13 protein-coding genes are annotated in these 15,459 nt (G+C 65.6%); 3 read left to right on the plus strand and 10 right to left on the minus strand.

Annotated features, from left to right (window positions below):
* Positions 1 to 3: 3 nt before the first annotated feature.
* The 4 genes from SVXhr_RS13910 to SVXhr_RS13925 all read right to left on the minus strand — a co-directional run bounded on the left by SVXhr_RS13910 (position 4) and on the right by SVXhr_RS13925 (position 3,525).
* Positions 4 to 663, minus strand: coding sequence for a metallophosphoesterase family protein (locus SVXhr_RS13910; protein WP_275738052.1), 660 nt, complete (start codon positions 661 to 663; stop codon positions 4 to 6).
* A 120-nt stretch (positions 664 to 783) separates the two neighbouring features.
* A complete protein-coding gene (locus SVXhr_RS13915) occupies positions 784 to 1,314 on the minus strand; it encodes a hypothetical protein (protein ID WP_275738054.1) in 531 nt (176 codons plus the stop codon).
* A gap of 31 nt (positions 1,315 to 1,345) precedes the next feature.
* The gene (locus tag SVXhr_RS13920; RefSeq protein WP_275738056.1) at positions 1,346 to 2,116 is read right to left on the minus strand and encodes a 23S rRNA (uridine(2552)-2'-O)-methyltransferase; all 771 of its coding nucleotides are present in this window, start codon (positions 2,114 to 2,116) and stop codon (positions 1,346 to 1,348) included.
* A gap of 143 nt (positions 2,117 to 2,259) precedes the next feature.
* Positions 2,260 to 3,525, minus strand: coding sequence for a tRNA(Ile)(2)-agmatinylcytidine synthase (locus tag SVXhr_RS13925; protein WP_275738058.1), 1,266 nt, complete (start codon positions 3,523 to 3,525; stop codon positions 2,260 to 2,262).
* A gap of 182 nt (positions 3,526 to 3,707) precedes the next feature.
* Between SVXhr_RS13925 and SVXhr_RS13930 the strand changes: the two genes are divergently transcribed.
* The 3 genes from SVXhr_RS13930 to SVXhr_RS13940 all read left to right on the plus strand — a co-directional run bounded on the left by SVXhr_RS13930 (position 3,708) and on the right by SVXhr_RS13940 (position 7,171).
* Complete coding sequence (locus SVXhr_RS13930; protein WP_275738060.1) at positions 3,708 to 4,673, plus strand: transcriptional regulator; 966 nt, start codon at positions 3,708 to 3,710, stop codon at positions 4,671 to 4,673.
* Between the two features lie 69 nt (positions 4,674 to 4,742).
* The gene (locus tag SVXhr_RS13935; RefSeq protein ID WP_275738062.1) at positions 4,743 to 6,119 is read left to right on the plus strand and encodes a UDP-N-acetylglucosamine 2-epimerase; all 1,377 of its coding nucleotides are present in this window, start codon (positions 4,743 to 4,745) and stop codon (positions 6,117 to 6,119) included.
* Positions 6,120 to 6,196: 77 nt separating this feature from the next.
* On the plus strand, positions 6,197 to 7,171 hold the full coding sequence (locus SVXhr_RS13940) for an AAA family ATPase (RefSeq protein ID WP_275738065.1): 975 nt from the start codon (positions 6,197 to 6,199) through the stop codon (positions 7,169 to 7,171).
* Here the strand turns inward: SVXhr_RS13940 and SVXhr_RS13945 are convergent, their stop codons facing one another.
* The 6 genes from SVXhr_RS13945 to SVXhr_RS13970 all read right to left on the minus strand — a co-directional run bounded on the left by SVXhr_RS13945 (position 7,172) and on the right by SVXhr_RS13970 (position 15,441).
* Positions 7,172 to 8,701: a hypothetical protein gene (locus SVXhr_RS13945; RefSeq protein WP_275738067.1), complete on the minus strand. Its 1,530-nt coding sequence runs from the start codon at positions 8,699 to 8,701 to the stop codon at positions 7,172 to 7,174.
* The gene (locus SVXhr_RS13950) at positions 8,701 to 10,029 is read right to left on the minus strand and encodes a DUF58 domain-containing protein (RefSeq protein ID WP_275738068.1); all 1,329 of its coding nucleotides are present in this window, start codon (positions 10,027 to 10,029) and stop codon (positions 8,701 to 8,703) included. The genes SVXhr_RS13945 and SVXhr_RS13950 overlap by 1 nt, the downstream gene beginning before the upstream one ends.
* Positions 10,026 to 10,709 (minus strand): hypothetical protein, encoded by a 684-nt coding sequence (locus SVXhr_RS13955; RefSeq protein ID WP_275738070.1) that lies wholly within the window; start codon positions 10,707 to 10,709, stop codon positions 10,026 to 10,028. Before SVXhr_RS13955 ends, SVXhr_RS13950 begins: the two co-directional genes overlap by 4 nt.
* Positions 10,706 to 13,489, minus strand: coding sequence for a transglutaminase domain-containing protein (locus SVXhr_RS13960; protein ID WP_275738072.1), 2,784 nt, complete (start codon positions 13,487 to 13,489; stop codon positions 10,706 to 10,708). The genes SVXhr_RS13955 and SVXhr_RS13960 overlap by 4 nt, the downstream gene beginning before the upstream one ends.
* Positions 13,490 to 13,684: 195 nt before the next feature.
* Positions 13,685 to 13,939, minus strand: a complete 255-nt coding sequence (locus tag SVXhr_RS13965) for a glutathione S-transferase N-terminal domain-containing protein (protein ID WP_275738074.1) — start codon at positions 13,937 to 13,939, stop codon at positions 13,685 to 13,687.
* A 101-nt stretch (positions 13,940 to 14,040) separates the two neighbouring features.
* Positions 14,041 to 15,441 (minus strand): NCS2 family permease, encoded by a 1,401-nt coding sequence (locus SVXhr_RS13970; protein WP_275738076.1) that lies wholly within the window; start codon positions 15,439 to 15,441, stop codon positions 14,041 to 14,043.
* Positions 15,442 to 15,459: the final 18 nt, after the last annotated feature.

The raw sequence follows: 15,459 nt of genomic DNA on the forward strand, positions 1-15,459 counted from the left end.
CTGTCACTGCCCGCGTGAGAGGCGCGTCCCGACCCGCCGCGGAAGCCCGGCCTCGTCGACCGCGTCCATCACTGCGCCGACGTCGTAGCGCACCCGGCGTTGTTCGACGGTCATCGCGTCGAGATCGACCAGCGCGTAGGCCGCGCCCGGATCGCCGTCGCGTGGCTGGCCGACGCTGCCCGGGTTCAGGACGATCCCGTCGCCGTACTTCTCGTGGCTCTGGACGTGCGTGTGGCCAAGCACCAGGACGTCCTCGTCGCCGAGCAGTCCCGGACTGAACTCCGAGGGATGGGTGTAGTGATCGGGGTCGTCAGGGTGGCCGTGGACCATCTTCACGCGGCCGTCGAACAGCGTCCGTTCGGTCGGCAGTTGCCCGAGCCACTCGCGATGGGCTTCCGAAAGGTGGTCACGGGCGTGTTCGACGCCGGCCGCCGCCATGTCGTTGAAGCCCGGGTACTCACCGGTGGCGACCGCCCGGTCGTGATTCCCCTGGACGGTCGGCACATCGTGTTCCTGCACCCAGTCGACGCAGAACTCGGGCCAGGGATTGTAGCCGACCACGTCCCCGGCACAGATGACGCCGTCGACGTCCGGCATGTCCCCCGCGACGGCCTCCAGTGCCACTTTGTTCGCGTGAACGTCCGCAATTACGGCGATACGCATACCTCCACACAGGAGCCGGGGGCCTTAGAATCGGTCGGTTTGATCGCACGTTCACTCGACGGGAGCTGTCCCCGTGGACGTGTCACGTCGACAACTCCGCTCAGGAGTTCGTTTCTGTCGTCAACTGGCCCCCTGCGTGGATTGTCCGTCTTCTGTCCCACAGTCCGCTTCGTAGCTCCGAACGACCAATTCGCCGCTCTGCGTGAGTCGTACTCGTACGTTAACGCATGGCATGTTCTCGTCAGGGTGGTCGAGTTTGTTCCACTCGATCCCGTTCGCGGACGACGTTCGTCCCGTCCGCTCGCTATCGACGCGGGCGCTGACCGTGAACGTGATCGGTTCGTCGGGAAGGGCCACGTCCAGAGTCGTGTAGTTCTCGCCAGCGTCTTCCTGAGAAACGTCCTGCCCGGCGGGCCTCCCTGCAAGCTGATGGGTGTCCCAGTACCGGATCCCACTGTTGATCGAAACCACGACCTCGATCGTGTGTGGCGTCCCTTCCTCGAGGTTCTCTATGATGAGTTCGTTCAGGCGTAGCTTCTCCGTCTTCGCGTCGGTCTCGTCGCCCGAGGTCGAACAGCCACTGAGAGCCAAGGGGACCGAGACGCCGAATCCCTGGAGGAGTTGTCTCCGCGAAAGAGCGGATCTCTCCATGAAAATTTAAAAAATGCCTGCTCAGTTAAAGTTACTGAACGGGTTGGGCAAACCCGAACTGGGGTTTGACATCGTCGACACGGACCGTCACCGTCTCGCCCGCCTCGACACCGGCGACGAACAGCGTGAATCCCTCGACCTTCGCGATCCCGTCGCCCTCCTCGCCGGTATCGACGATCTCGACCTCGACCGTATCGCCCTCCCGGACGGGGGCTGTCAGGTGATGTTTGGCCACGAGATAAAGTTCCGATGAGGAGTCCCGCGAGGCGTCTGGCCTGACTTCCCGGACGTACTCGAACTCCCCCTCGATGTCGCTTTTCAAGTCATCCAGATCACGACCGTCGAAGACCTTCACGACGAGGTCGCCGCCAGCCCCGAGAACGTCCAGAGACACCTCGAACGCCTGGCGGGCGAGGTGGACCGACCGGGCGTGATCGAGGTCGTACTCGCCGGTGACGTTCGGGGCCATGTCCGAGAGCACGAGGTTGGCCTCGCCAACGGCGTCGGTGATGGCTTCGACCGTCGATTCGTCGGTGATGTCGCCGCGGATCGTCTCGACGGGAACGTCAGGATCCTCCAGCGGGTCGATGCGCTGGCGGTCGACGCCGACGACGCGGCCGCCGTCGCCGAGGCGCTCGGCGGCGACCTGGAGCCACCCACCGGGGGCCGCGCCCAGGTCGACCACGGTCCGCTCCGCACCCAGTAAGTCGGCCGTCTCGTCGAGTTGCCGGAGTTTGAACGCCGAACGGGCGCGATAGCCCTGCTGTTTGGCCCGGTTGTAGTACTTGTCCTTCCCGCTCATGGGAAACTCACCGAATTCCGTGTCGTCGTTCGGCGGCGAATCGACGGCGAATCTGCGTTCATACACGGAGAGACGCCGTCGACGCGGAAAACCACATCGGATGGGGTCGAGACGAGAGCGGATGGATTGGCGTCCGCTATCGGTCACCGCTCGGGATGGACGGGCGCGTCGAACCCGCCCCTGACGAGTGGCTTGGCGATGTGCCGACGGGCACACGTCGGGACCTCGTACCATCCGGCCTCCAGATCGCGGTCGATTTCACGCTCGGCTTTCCCGGCGGCCGTCGTGCCACAGTCCCGGCAGCGATAGCCCTGTCCCCGACCGGCGCTCTCCATCGTCCGACCGCAGTCGGGGCATGTTGGCGTGACGCGCTCAGTCTCGACGAGATCACGGACGGCGAACTTCTCGAGTTTGAGCGTGCCGTCGCCGACCTCGCCACAGATGGTGACGCGGTCGCCGACCCGAAGCGCGCGAACGCGGTCGCGAAAGCGCTTGGTCGGCTCGAAGGCGGCGCAAGGCAGGTCCTCGCCGTCCTTCCCGGCGACCGTGAGGAAGACGTGGCCGCCCTCACGGGTTTCGGGCGGTTCGGTGACGGTTCCTGTCACCCGGTAGGCCCGGCCGTCGCGAACGGTCTCGACTGCCCCCTCGCGCAGGTGGGCGTCAGTCCCCTGGTTGGTGACGAACAGCGAGGTTCGCTCGATGGGTTCGCTCTCGATGCCGGCGGCGACTTCGCGGACCACGTGAGGGGCGTCACCCCGGATGCCGTGGAGGATCGGCCCTGGCGCGTGGGGGACACAGACGAGTTCCTCCTCGCCACGGTCGACGGTGTCCCAGGCGTCGGGATAGCCCGCTTCGGCGGCCGCGAAGACGGATTCGGCGTCGACCTCGCGGGGTGTCCCCCGGCGGTCCACCTCGCGATAAGAAATATGCTCGTACGTCCATTCGTCGAACGCCCGCCAGGCCCCGAGCGCCGCGAGCGCACCGATCAGCCCGCGGCCGTTGCCCGCCTCCAGGGTATCGTACTCAAGCCGGTCGATCAGGGCGCGGGCGTCGGCGACGTCGTGGAAGTCCCGGACGGCGTCGCGAGCGAAGTCGCCAACGGCTTCCGGGATCTCAGCCGCCGACTCACTCGTGAGGACGACGCCGGGGTTCGTGCGTGGGTCGTCAGTCTCGGCCAGCGGGAGTTCGTCGCGGACGACTTCCCGGGCGGCATCGACGGGTGCGTCGGTGTGGATCGCGAGTGCGGCGTTCCCTCGTGTCTTGTGCTCGACAGCGGGATTCAGCCGGACGAGCACCCGCCGCTGGAGCGCCCAGTCAGCCGCCAGTCGATCGGCGATCCGGGCGGCGAGGTAGGTCGTACACATCCCCGCCGTCCGGGAGTCCGTGTCGTCGATACCGATGACTGTCACGGCCGATCGTACCTCACGGGCGAACTAACGGGTTTCGACTCCAGGGGGGGGACGGGCGGGCCGCCCACCACGGCAAGCCCGTCGAGCAACTCTAGTTCAAAGAGGAAAAACGGGCAAAGACGGCGTTACGAGCCGGCGGAACGCATTTATAGCAGGATCACATTACATACAGTAGCAAACTTATGTCACGGTCGGCACTGGTCGGTAACGTCATCGCCATGCTGGAGGACGCGGGATTCCTCGTCAGCGACCGGTGTGCGATTCGACCGAAGAGTTTCGACATCGCGGCTCGCCGGGGGGAGGACACCATCCTGGTAAAGATCCTCGGCAACATCGACGCCTTCGACGGCCACACCGGCGCTGAGATGCGACGCCTCGGGGAGTATCTGGAGGCGACCCCGCTGGTGATCGGCCTCCGGACACGTGACGAGGAGCTCAAGCCGGGCGTCGTGTACTTCCGCCATGGTGTGCCCGTGTTCAGCCCGAACACGGCCATGGACTACTTCGTAGAAGAGGTCCCGCCGCTCATCTATGCGGCCCCAGGCGGGCTGTACGTCAACATCGACAGCGACATCCTCGCCGACGCCCGCGAGGAGCGCGACTGGAGCCTGGGCAAGCTCGCCAACGAACTCGGCGTCTCCCGACGGACCGTCTCGAAGTACGAGAACGGGATGGACGCCAGCGTCGAGGTTGCGGCCGCACTCGATGACCTCTTCGATAAGCCACTCACCTCACCGGTCAACGTCCTTGAGGAGGGCGAGGACGTCCGGGAGGACGACTCGATGCCAGACGAACCGGAGATCGATCCCGACGACGAACAGCTCGTGACAGTGCTGACTCGCGTCGGGTTCGACGTCCATCCGACGAACCGGGCACCGTTCAAGACCGTCAGCGAAGACGAAGACGACGGCGAGGCCGATCGCATGCTCACGGGTCACTCGGAACTCAACGAGGCCGCCAGAAAGCGCGCCCGGATCATGGCGTCGGTCGGCCGGGTCACGGGTGCCCGATCGGTCTACGTCGTCGAGCGCGCCACCCGTGAGTCCCTGGAAGGGACGGCCCTCGTCGAGGAGGAGGAGATGGACGACATCGAGGTGGCCGAGGAACTGCGGGAGTTGATCCGCGAACGCAGCGAGAAGCCTGCCTGAACCGGCGATTTCTCTTCGTCCCTACCGAGAACCGGAACGCACTACCCCCTGGTCCTCCCAGAGGGTCGTATGCCCGGCGACCTGACGATCTACGACGATCGCCTCGCCCGCCAGATGGACGCGGGGGAGTTCGTCCTCGCGGTCGTGACGGCGACCAAACCAGACTTCTACAAACAGGCCCCCGTCGTGACGGCCGCCCGCGAGGCCGGCGTGCCCACGTTCGTCCTCCACACCGGCCAGCACTACGACGACGTCCTCGGCCACGGCCTCGCCGAGTACGGCATCGAGGATCGCGTCGCCGTCGACCTCTCGATCCGTGGCAGCCTCTCCGAAAAGACCGCCCAGGTCCACCGCCGGATCGACGAACTGACCGACTACCTCGCCGAGAAGTGGCCCGATACCACGGTCCTGCCGATCGTCCACGGCGACACCCACGCCGCCGGCATCGTCCCGCAGGCGTGGTTGTTCGCCACGAACCAGGCCGTCGCGCACAACGAGGCCGGCCTCCGGGGGATGTCGCCGGACTTCGAGAGCCACGCCGATCCCGAAGCCTTCGTTGAGGCCCAATGGAACGGCGAGTGGTCGATCAACCGCGCCGAACCCTTCCCCGAGCAGTACGACACCTTCGTCGGCTCGGCGGGCTCGATCTACCAGTTCGCCCCCGTCGAACTCAATCGCGAGCACCTCCAAAACGAGGGCTACCCCGCCGAAGTCGACGGACAGGAGCGCATCCCCGTCGTCGGCAACAGCGTCGTCGACGCCATCGAGATGAAGCGCGATGCCGATCTCGAAGAGAGCATCTTCGACATCTATCCCGTCCTGGAGGAACGCGACGACTGGATCCGGGTGGACATCCACCGCCGGGCGAACCTCCTGCCCGACCGCTTCGAAGCCATCGTCGAGGGCGTCATCGGCCTGGTCGAGGCCGGCTACAACGTCAACTTCGTCGAGCTGACCGCGACCGAACAGGCCCTCAAAGAGTACGGCTACCGCGAGAAGCTGCTGGAGCTCGCCGAGAACCGGGAGAACTTCCTCTTTACCGGCCTCTGGAAGAAACACGCCCACGTCTACGAGTTTCTCACCTCCGGGCAGTGTTTCGCGGAGTTCACCGACTCGGGCAGCATGCAGGAGGAACTCAACTACATCGACGAGGCGATCTGCCTGACGGCGCGGTTCAACACCGACCGCCCGGAGACAGTCTTCGAGGCGAAGACGAACCTCCTGGTGCCGCCGATCGACGGCGAGTTCGTCACCGACATGATCGAGTACGTCGCCGAGACCGACACCGTCCGTAAGCAGATCCAGACTGGGCCGAACCTCTACGGTGGGGACGTCGGCGAGACGATCGTCGAGTTCCTCCAGGAAAAGCGAGCCGAGTCGACGTTCGACTGGGCGCACGACCGCGTGGGCTTCTCGACGAGCGAGCAGGACTTCGAGTATCTCTGAATCGAGCGCATCGCCGTTCCCGAACCCGGACAAACGGTCGGTACACATAAGGGCCGATCGGCTATAGCGATAGGCGAATGGGTACTTCCTTGCGTGCCGAAGAGGCGACCGAGGCGATCGACGCCGTCATCGACCGGATCGGGAGTGCTGTCATCGTCGAACGGGAGTTCCTGGAGACGGTCGTGACTGGACTGCTCGCCCGCGGGCACGTCCTGCTCGAAGACGTGCCGGGGACCGGCAAGACACTGACAGCCGTTGCGCTCGGCGACGCGCTCGACCTGACGTACAACCGGATCCAGTTCACGCCCGACCTCCTGCCGAGCGACATCACCGGCACTCACGTCTATGACGAACACGAGGGCGAGTTTCGCTTCCAGCGCGGCCCGGTGTTCGCGAACATCGTCCTGGCCGACGAGATCAACCGCGCCCCGCCGAAAACCCAGTCGGCACTATTGGAAGCCATGGACGAGGGACAGGTGACCGTCGGCGGGGAGACCTACGACCTCCCGGAGCCGTTTTTCGTGATCGCGACCCAGAACCCGATCGAACAGGAGGGCACCTTCCAGTTGCCCGAAGCCCAGCGGGATCGTTTCGTCGTCAAAACGTCGATGGGCTATCCCGACCGGGCGGGCGAACTCGAACTCATCGACCGACGGGCGGGCCGGACCGCGATGATGCCGACCGTCGAGTCGGTCGTCACTGCGGAGGAAGTCACGCAGCTCCGATCGCTCCCGGAACACGTCGACATGAAGATAAACGTGCGTGAGTACCTCGTCGATCTGGCGCGGGCAAGTCGGGACGACCCACGTGTCGATGTCGGCGTCTCCCCGCGTGGTATCCAGCGGTTCTTCGAGGCCGCTCGGGCACGGGCGCTGGTCGCGGGACGGACGTACGTCGCCCCCGATGACGTCAAGGCGATCGCCCCCGCCGTCATGACTCACCGCCTGGTCTTGACTTCCGAGGCCGGCATCCGGAATGTTGAGGCAAGCGACATCGTCGCTGACGTCCTCAATACAGTCGAAGTCCCCGGTGCGACACCCGAAGCCGAGTGATTAGCCACGAAGTGCGGCGAGCAACACGAGCGAGGCGGCAAGCGTCACGAGGACGCCGACGAGCGTCCCACCGGGAACAGCGATATCGGAGAGGGCATTCGAATACAACAGCCACGCGACGGCCATCCCGGGAAGTGCGACCGAAAGCGCGGCGACAGTATGAACCACATCGAGATTGAGCCCAGCCCGGGTCCCGAGTTCGGCACGCGTCGTCACACCGCGTTCGCTCGCGTTCCAGGCGAGAATCGAGAGTGCCACGACGGCGAAGATGACGGCCGGCTCGCCACCGGAGACGCCGATCAGGATCGAGCCGACAGCGAGTCCGGCACCGGCGATTGCACCCCCAGCGTTGCGGGCCGGAACGTAACTGACGCCACCAGCACCGACCAGCGTCGCAAGCAGGACAGTCAGGAGAAACACGGCGACGGCGATGGCAGCGAGCAACGCCCCGGCCGGTGTCAGGGCGTCGAGAAGGGCGGCAACTGACGGGCGATATGTCGCCGGCACGTCGGGGAGCAGGCCCGCTACGAACGGCGAGGCGAGCCAGGCCGCCACGATCACCACGACCCCGCCGAGGATCGACGGGATGAGCCGCCGCAACAGGCCGGTCACGCTGCCAGTCACCCGCTGTAAGCCACCGACGACGAGGACGATCGCCCCGAGCGCGAGCGTGACGGCAACGAGCGCCCGACGAAGCGGTTGATTCTCCAGCACTGAAAGCACTGGCTGGATCGACTCCATCGCGAAGACACCCGCGTCCGGGTCGGTTGCAAAGCCGAGAGCACTGAGGAACGTCACCGCGACCACGGCTACCGTCGCCGATCGAAGCACCGAGTCGGCACGGTCGAGACCCGTTTCGAGTTGCGGCCGGCTCGACCGACCGGCGAGTTCGACCAGCGGCAGGGCCGACAGCGTTCGACGGCCCATCACGAGGACGCCGGCAACGATGAGCCAGAAGGTAACCAGCGCGACCCGCGGATCGGCCGGCCGCAGGAACGGATCGGCGGCCGCCGAGAGGTCGCCGGTCGGCAGGTCGAGCGCCGTGAGCGCGTCGAACCGGACGGCAACCAGCAGTCCCAGCGCCGCGACGAGGACGATCTCGGTGGTGATGGCAGTCTTCCAGAACCGTGCGACTGCGCCGTCCCCGATGCCGTCGGTGATCGTTCCAAGGACTCCAAAGGTACCAGCACTGGCAGCGACGGCCACACCGACGTGAGCGAGCAACGCGCGAACAACGACAGGAACACGAATTCCATTCCCGAGACTGCCTAACACTCCATCGAGTACCGCCAGCCCGAACCCACCGACCAGCAGGACAGCTGTCACGGGGACGAGCAGCGTCGAACCGGCCCGCCGAAGCGGCGTCTCACCGGCGCTGAGAAGGACCGCAATACCGAGTGCGCCGCCGGCGAGCGCGGACACCGCCGTTGCCCGCATCGATCCACCGGCCCGCAACAGCAGCCAGACACCGGCACTGACCGAAAGCCCCATGACTAGCGTCGCAATGCGGGTCGTTCCGGATCCCGGCATCACCGCACCCCCGTTTCGAGCGTTCGTGCCAGCGCGATCGGGAGTTTCTCCTCGCGTGACCAATCGACGACGGCCGCCCCGAGCATGCGCAGTTGATCGATTCGGCCAGCCCGTTCGAGGGCAGCGACCCGACCGCCGACCGTCCCGGGAGCCGTCTGGGGCGAGAGCACCGTGACCGCATGGCCCTCGGCCCGGAGCTGTTCGACGAGATCGACAACGGCGTCGTCAGCGACCGGCGAACACAACAGCACCTGGGCGCCGGCCGGGAGCTGTGCCTGGAGGCGTTGAAACTGCCGGCCCCCGTCGGTCGCCGGCGTTGGTTGGGCAGTCCCGGCCGCCCCGTCATCGGCCGCGGTCGCCCGTTGGTCGGTCGTCTTCGTCCCCGTCGCGGCGGCGTTGAACACTGCCCCGGCGTGGGCGGCAAACGACGCGCGTTCCTCGACGCCGACCCACGCGGGCGGCCCCGTTCCTGTTTCCGGATCGGGGATCCCGAGCGCACCCGCCGAGACGTGATGCCCCTCGCCGGCGAGCACCTCGACGGCGAGCGTCGCGGCATACGCCGACAGCGTCGCGCCGGTCGGCTGTGTCTGTGTGGCCGCAACGTGGGCGGGCGGCCGGCTGTCAGTGATCACCGCGACATGTGCAACACGCTGCTCGCGATACTCGACCGTCGAGAGCGAGCCGGTCCTGGCGTACTGATTCCAGTCGATCCGTTTGACCGGGTCGCCGGGCTGATACTCGCGTGTCGCGTAGAACTCGATCCCCGGGCCGCCGGTGTCAGTCGCCAATTGGCCGGCATAGGTGGTGGTGTCCTGACGGATCGGCACGTCCTCGATAGCGACACGACACTCGAAGCGATCCTCGCCGGACGGCTCGACGGTTTCAGTCGAGCGACGGGTCCCGCTGAGGTTGCGTGCCCGGAGGGTAACCGGGTCAAACTGGTAGACACCCCTGTCGGCAGCGAGCGTATAGGTTTGAGAGAGACTCGCCCCGGACCGAAGCGACCCGCCACCGATGGGTGATCCCGCCGTGACGCCGAGTTCGTCCGGGACGCCGTCGACGAACCGGAGATCGGGGATCGCCCCGTCGCCGACGTTCTCCACCGTGAGGGTGACCTCGACCGGTTGGCCGGGCAGCGGCGTCTCCGGGTCAAGGTCACGCCGGACGCGAACCTGCTCCACCGAGGGACTCCGGGCAACGGCACCCTGGAGGACGAACCCCAGTGGGAGCGTCGCGGCAATCACCAGCATGGGCGTCGCCGTCACGATCCCGGCAGCGATCAGTATGATCGCATACGCTCGCATACTCCGGAAGCGTTCGACCCTCATTCGTGCTCACCCCTGCCGGAAACCACCGACTGAAGCCGTTCGAGCCGGCTCGAAGACCGGTCCGGCGGATCGTAGGCCGAATACCGCTGGGCACAGGCAGCCTCGACAGCCCGCAACGTTCGACGGGCCCGGCGCTCGTAGGCCCGGCCCGGGTATAGCCACGCGTACAGCCGATGGACCAGCGGATAATCGACCTCGTCCGTCTCCGTGAGCATCGCGGCCGCGAGCGGGTCCCCGGTCCACTCGCCGCGATCGACATACTCGATTGCCGTCTCACGGTCGCCGAACTCGGCGGCGTAGACGTCAAGGAGGACATCCCGAAGTGGCCCGTCGAGTGAGCCCCCGGAGAGCGACGCCGCACCGTCACGCCACGCCTCGAACTGCCCCGTGAGAGCGGTACCTGCCATCCGCACGTCGCGGTCGGGCGCCTCGATGTCGTCGTCCGCAAGCCGCGCCGAGCGAGTCGTCGTCCGCCAGGACCACGACGAAAACAGCCCGAGGATGCCGACCATCACCCCGACAGCCACGAGGAAAAACGACGGGTCGAGGTCCCCGATGGCGGTCTGGACGGCCTGCTGGACGGCGGGAGGTAACGCCTCCGGGGCGTAGCCGATCAGGACGGCAAACCCAAGCGCCAGGAGGGCACCGAACCCGACGGCGATCCGCGTACCGGATGTCATTCGTCCTCACCCGCCCGAATCGAGTCGAGTGCGTCCCGAGCGCGTTCGATACGGGACTGATCCGGCTGCTCGCCACCGTACTCCGCCCGTCGATACAACGCCGTCAGATATCGCACCGGCCGCTCGGGCAACCCCCGCGCGACCGCACGCCGGCCGATCTCCCCGGGAGTCCGTGTCGACGGTCGCGACGGCCGGACCAGCGAGACGAACTGCCGCCAGAGGGCCCGCAATCCCGGCGGTGCACGCACCTCGTCGTCGGTCCCGTCTCCGGTCGTCGCCGCACCGGCGGCCCGAGCCGACTCCTCGCCGGTCTCTGCCTGTGACCCGACGCGCCGGAAGAGCCCCCGAAGCCACGCGAGCAGTCGTCGCGGGTCGAAGAGCCACAACAGCCGCCGCCAGGTCTCCGGGTGAAGCACTGACAGCGACCGCAAGGCCGTGAGGGCCTGCCTGAGAGCCGTCCCGAGGGACTGGGCGGCGCTGACGATAGCAGCCGAGAGCCGAAGGAGCGCATCCACACCGAACCGCGAAAGGGAGACGATACGGGTCCAGATCGACTGCAACGAGTGGCCACGGAGATGCAGGCCGACGAGCACCGCCACGACGGTCGAAACGAGCGCGGTACCGCCGCCGACGGCATTCGCATAGAGCCCGCGAACCGTCGTTTCGGCGGTCGATCCCCCCGGGCCAACGCCGGCGACGGTGACCGAATCGGCGATCGGGAACGTCACCCCGAGCGTGCCGTTGTCATCCGTGCGGCCCACTGGCGTCGAGTCGGCGGTCTCATCGGCAGACGATGGGCTGACTGAAACCGGAACGTCGGCGATCGGCTCGCCCTGTCGGGTGGCCGTGACCGTCGCCGGACCGAATGGAAGCGGGATCCCCAGGGACGGGGACACCGAGAGGGAGATCGCCTGGCTGTCCGTCGGCTCGGGTGTCGTCGACTCGGGCGTCTCGGACGGTTCGGCGACGGTGATCGTGGTGTTCGCGCCAACGGCTCCGCGAGTCGCAGTGACACGGTAGTCGCCCGGCGAAAGCGACTCGACGGGGAGTTCAAAGTGGCCAGTCGCGTTGGTCGCTCCGACACCCGTTCCGTCAACTGATACCGTCGCATTCCTGACCGGGACGTCCTCGACCGTGACCGAGAGCAGAGCCGCGTCGCTGACCGGCTGGTCGTCGAGGACGGCGATCGTCCCGTTGGTTTCGGCAAAGTATGTCTCCGCGGACTCGTTGCGGCCGTCCTCAGTCTGGCGTCTCGATCCCTGAAGACCGGACATCAGTCCGAACTGGGCCACGGACCCCGGGCGGGGATCGAGGGAGGATCGGGTGGACATCGCGGCCACCGGTGACGATCCCACCGGGGATGGCCCGGGCGCACGCCGGGAGCCGACCGCGACACGCTGCTCGTCGTCCCGATCGTCGTACTTGGTTCCCGACCCCGGCGGTCGTGCCACGATCGTCACGTTCCGGAGGTACGGCAATCGGGTCGTGATCCGCCCGTCCGAATCCGTCCAGCCGACGTGGTCGCCTGCTACGAATACCGGCGCGCCGACGACACTGCTGTCGTTTTTCTCGACGGTGACGGAAACCGGTGCCCCGGCCACGGCCGACCGGTTCAGCGAAATGTTGTAGGGTGGCTGGGGGATGTCGACGGGGAGGTCACCCGACGCCGTGGGTTCGAACGTCACCCAGCCGACGTCGGGGAAGTAGACTTCGACCCACGCGTGGCCCCTGTCGCTGGTGACGAGATACTGGTTCTCGTTGACCTGCTCCCCGCCGGCGAACCCGACGGCGTATCGCGCCGGAATCCCCTGGCTCCGGAGCATGACCACCATCGTCGTCGCGAAATGCTGACAGTAGCCTTTCTCGACCTCGAAGAGGAACTGGTCGGCGATGGGTTCGTCAGTATCGATCGAGGTGTTCAGCGAATAGGCTTTGTTCGTCCGAAGCCAGTCACGGATAGTCCTCGCGGCGTCGTATGGTGTCCGCGAATCGGCCGTCAACCGCCGGGTGAACGATTCGACCCGATCGGGCGTCTCGGCCGGCAGTTGGGTGTACGTCTCAACGATGGAGTCCGGGTACGACCGCCCGGCAGCCCGCAGTGTCGACGGATCATCGGGCGGCGTGGCACTCCGGGCCTCGTAGGTGGTCCCCGACGGCAAGGGCTGTGTGCTGGTGATGCCACCGACAGTCGACGCTTCGAGACGGCCAGCCGTCGACGCGTTCGAGAGGGTCACCGTGTCTGGCTGCCAGGCCGTCGGCAACGACCCCGCCCGGGTCAGCAGTTCGATCCGATAGTCGAACGTGCGGCCATCGACCGTTCGATTGTCGTACGGAATGCCGGCCTCGACCGGCCGGGTCTCGACCGATCGGGTCCAGCCGGTGCCCGTATAGCCCATGTACGCCGTCTGGCGCCAGTAGGTGTCCCGGGACGAATTGACGACGAACAGCGGGGTCTTTTCGAGCCCATCGTCCGGATCCCGACCGCCGGCGACCGGGAGTTCCGACGGCGATTGGGAGAGACTCAGACCGGAGCCGACGGGCGAACCGGCCCCGGATTCCGCAAGCGGAGTATCCTCACCGCTATCGGCGGGCGTCGTGGCACCGCCCGAGCCGCCCCCTTGACCGCCACCAATGCTCTCCGAGAGTTCGGCCCCGCCGAGCATGTCGAAAACATCGAAGACAGGCAGGAACGCGGCCGAGAGGACAACGGCGACGACCGTGAGAACGACGAACACTGCCTCACCAACCGCCGGACCGTCGGCCGAGTTGTCCTCACTCATTCAGATATCATGTGGTTCCATGCCGCCGGTTGTAAAGGTTACCGCCGGAGTCGGTCGATCTCTCTAATGAGAACGAAGACACATCGCAAAGATGTAATCCAGTAGAAGGGTATGAGTCTGGCTTGTGGCTACTCGTCACCCCGGTCGAAAACCGTCATGAAAACCCGATCGACAGGCGCAACAGGCCGAGGGGGTTCACGCGCCGCTGCCGTACGTTTCTTCGAGATAGTCGACGATGTCGTCGCTCTCGGGCATCCCTTCGACCCCGTTGTCGTTGTCGACCAGAACGGGGACGCCGCGCTGACCGCTGACTGCCTCGACTTCGTCGCGGGCGCTCTTTGCGGCGGGAACCATGTGGGACTCGTATTCGAGGTCGAGTTCGTCGAGTTTCTCTTTGACTTTCGCACAGAACGGACAGCCGTCCAGTTCGTAGAGTTCGAGGTTCGACATGTCCCATCCAACAAGCGGGAAATAAAAGAGACCGTCGGTGTCGGTTGTTCTCTCCCGTGTCTCCAATGTCGAGTCTCGATTCGAGCCCGTTCCCGTCCCGGTCAGACGAGGACGCGGAAGCGAACGGCGAAGTACCCGATACAGACCAGTGCCATGATCCACTGAGCGGGATGGACCTCTTCACGCCGATCAGCAGCGAAGGCGACGATCGGGTACGTCAGAAGCCCGGCAGCGATACCGTAGGCGATGCTCTGGGTCAGCGGCATGATGATGATGGTCAGGCCGGCAGGGACGGCGTGGACCGTGTCGCCCCAGTTGATATCCGTGATGTTTTGGAGCATCATCACCGCGACGACGACCAGCGCGATGTACGGTGCGAACGACGGGATCACATCGAGCAGCGGCACGACCGGCAGCGTAATGAGGAACAGCCCGGCAACCACCAATGCCGTCATACCCGTTCGACCCCCCTCGCCGATCCCGGTCGAGGATTCGATGTAGGTCGTAACGGTGGAGGTACCCAATATGCCGCCGACCGTTGTCCCGACGGCGTCAGCCATCAGCGGCTTGTTCATCTCGGGGAGGTTCCCCGACTCGTCAGTCAAGTCGGCAGCATGGCCAAGACCAGTCAGTGTCCCGGCGGTGTCGAAAAAGTCAACGAAGAAGAACGTGAATATCACGAGTGCAAACGCCAGCCCCTCAACGTTCTGTAGCCCGTCGACGAACGCGAAGGCGAGCGGTGAGATATCGAAGGCCGCGAAGTCAAAGGCAATGTTGTCGAGACCCGGCGCAAGCGTCGCCGTTTCAACGAGGAGGACGTCCTCACCGCCGTTGCCTGCCGGCATGACGCCAAGCGCAGAGACGACGTATGCCGCGACGCTGGTGGACAGAATCCCAAGAACGATCGATCCCTGGATATCGCGGGCCCACAGCGCGAAAGTGACAATGATGCCGGCGACGGCGAGGATAGCGATCGGATCAGTGCCGATCAGCGGATTGATCGTCTCCGTCTGGGTGATGACCCGCATCTGTTCGAGCCCCAGCAGTGCAAGAAACAACCCGATACCCGCCCCGATGGCGAGTTTGATCGGTTCCGGAAACAGTTTGATAACATACTCTCGAGCCCCGACTGCCGTCAGCCCAATAAACAGGAGGCCTTCAATAAGGACAGCAGCGAGTGCCGTCTCCCAGGGGATTTCCAGTTGTGTGACGACCACCACGAAAAACGCGTTCAAGCCCATTCCTGGCGCCAGGCCGAACGGTAAATTGGCGTAAAAGGCCATGACGAGCATGGCTGCGACGGACGCGATGATCGTCACGACAGCCAGCATCTGGAACGTGTTCTCCCCTACGCTGATTGCTTCTGAGAGTACCGCAGGATTCACGACGATGATATACGACATCGCCAGAAACGTCGTGATCCCCGCGATGATCTCCGTCCGGAGGTCGGTGCCGTGCTCCTCGAACTCGAAGTAATCGGCGAGTGTGTCTGTTACCGCCATGTATCTAACACATTCGAC

Source organism: Halorhabdus sp. SVX81 (assembly GCF_029207715.1).
In the GTDB taxonomy this organism is placed as follows: domain Archaea; phylum Halobacteriota; class Halobacteria; order Halobacteriales; family Haloarculaceae; genus Halorhabdus.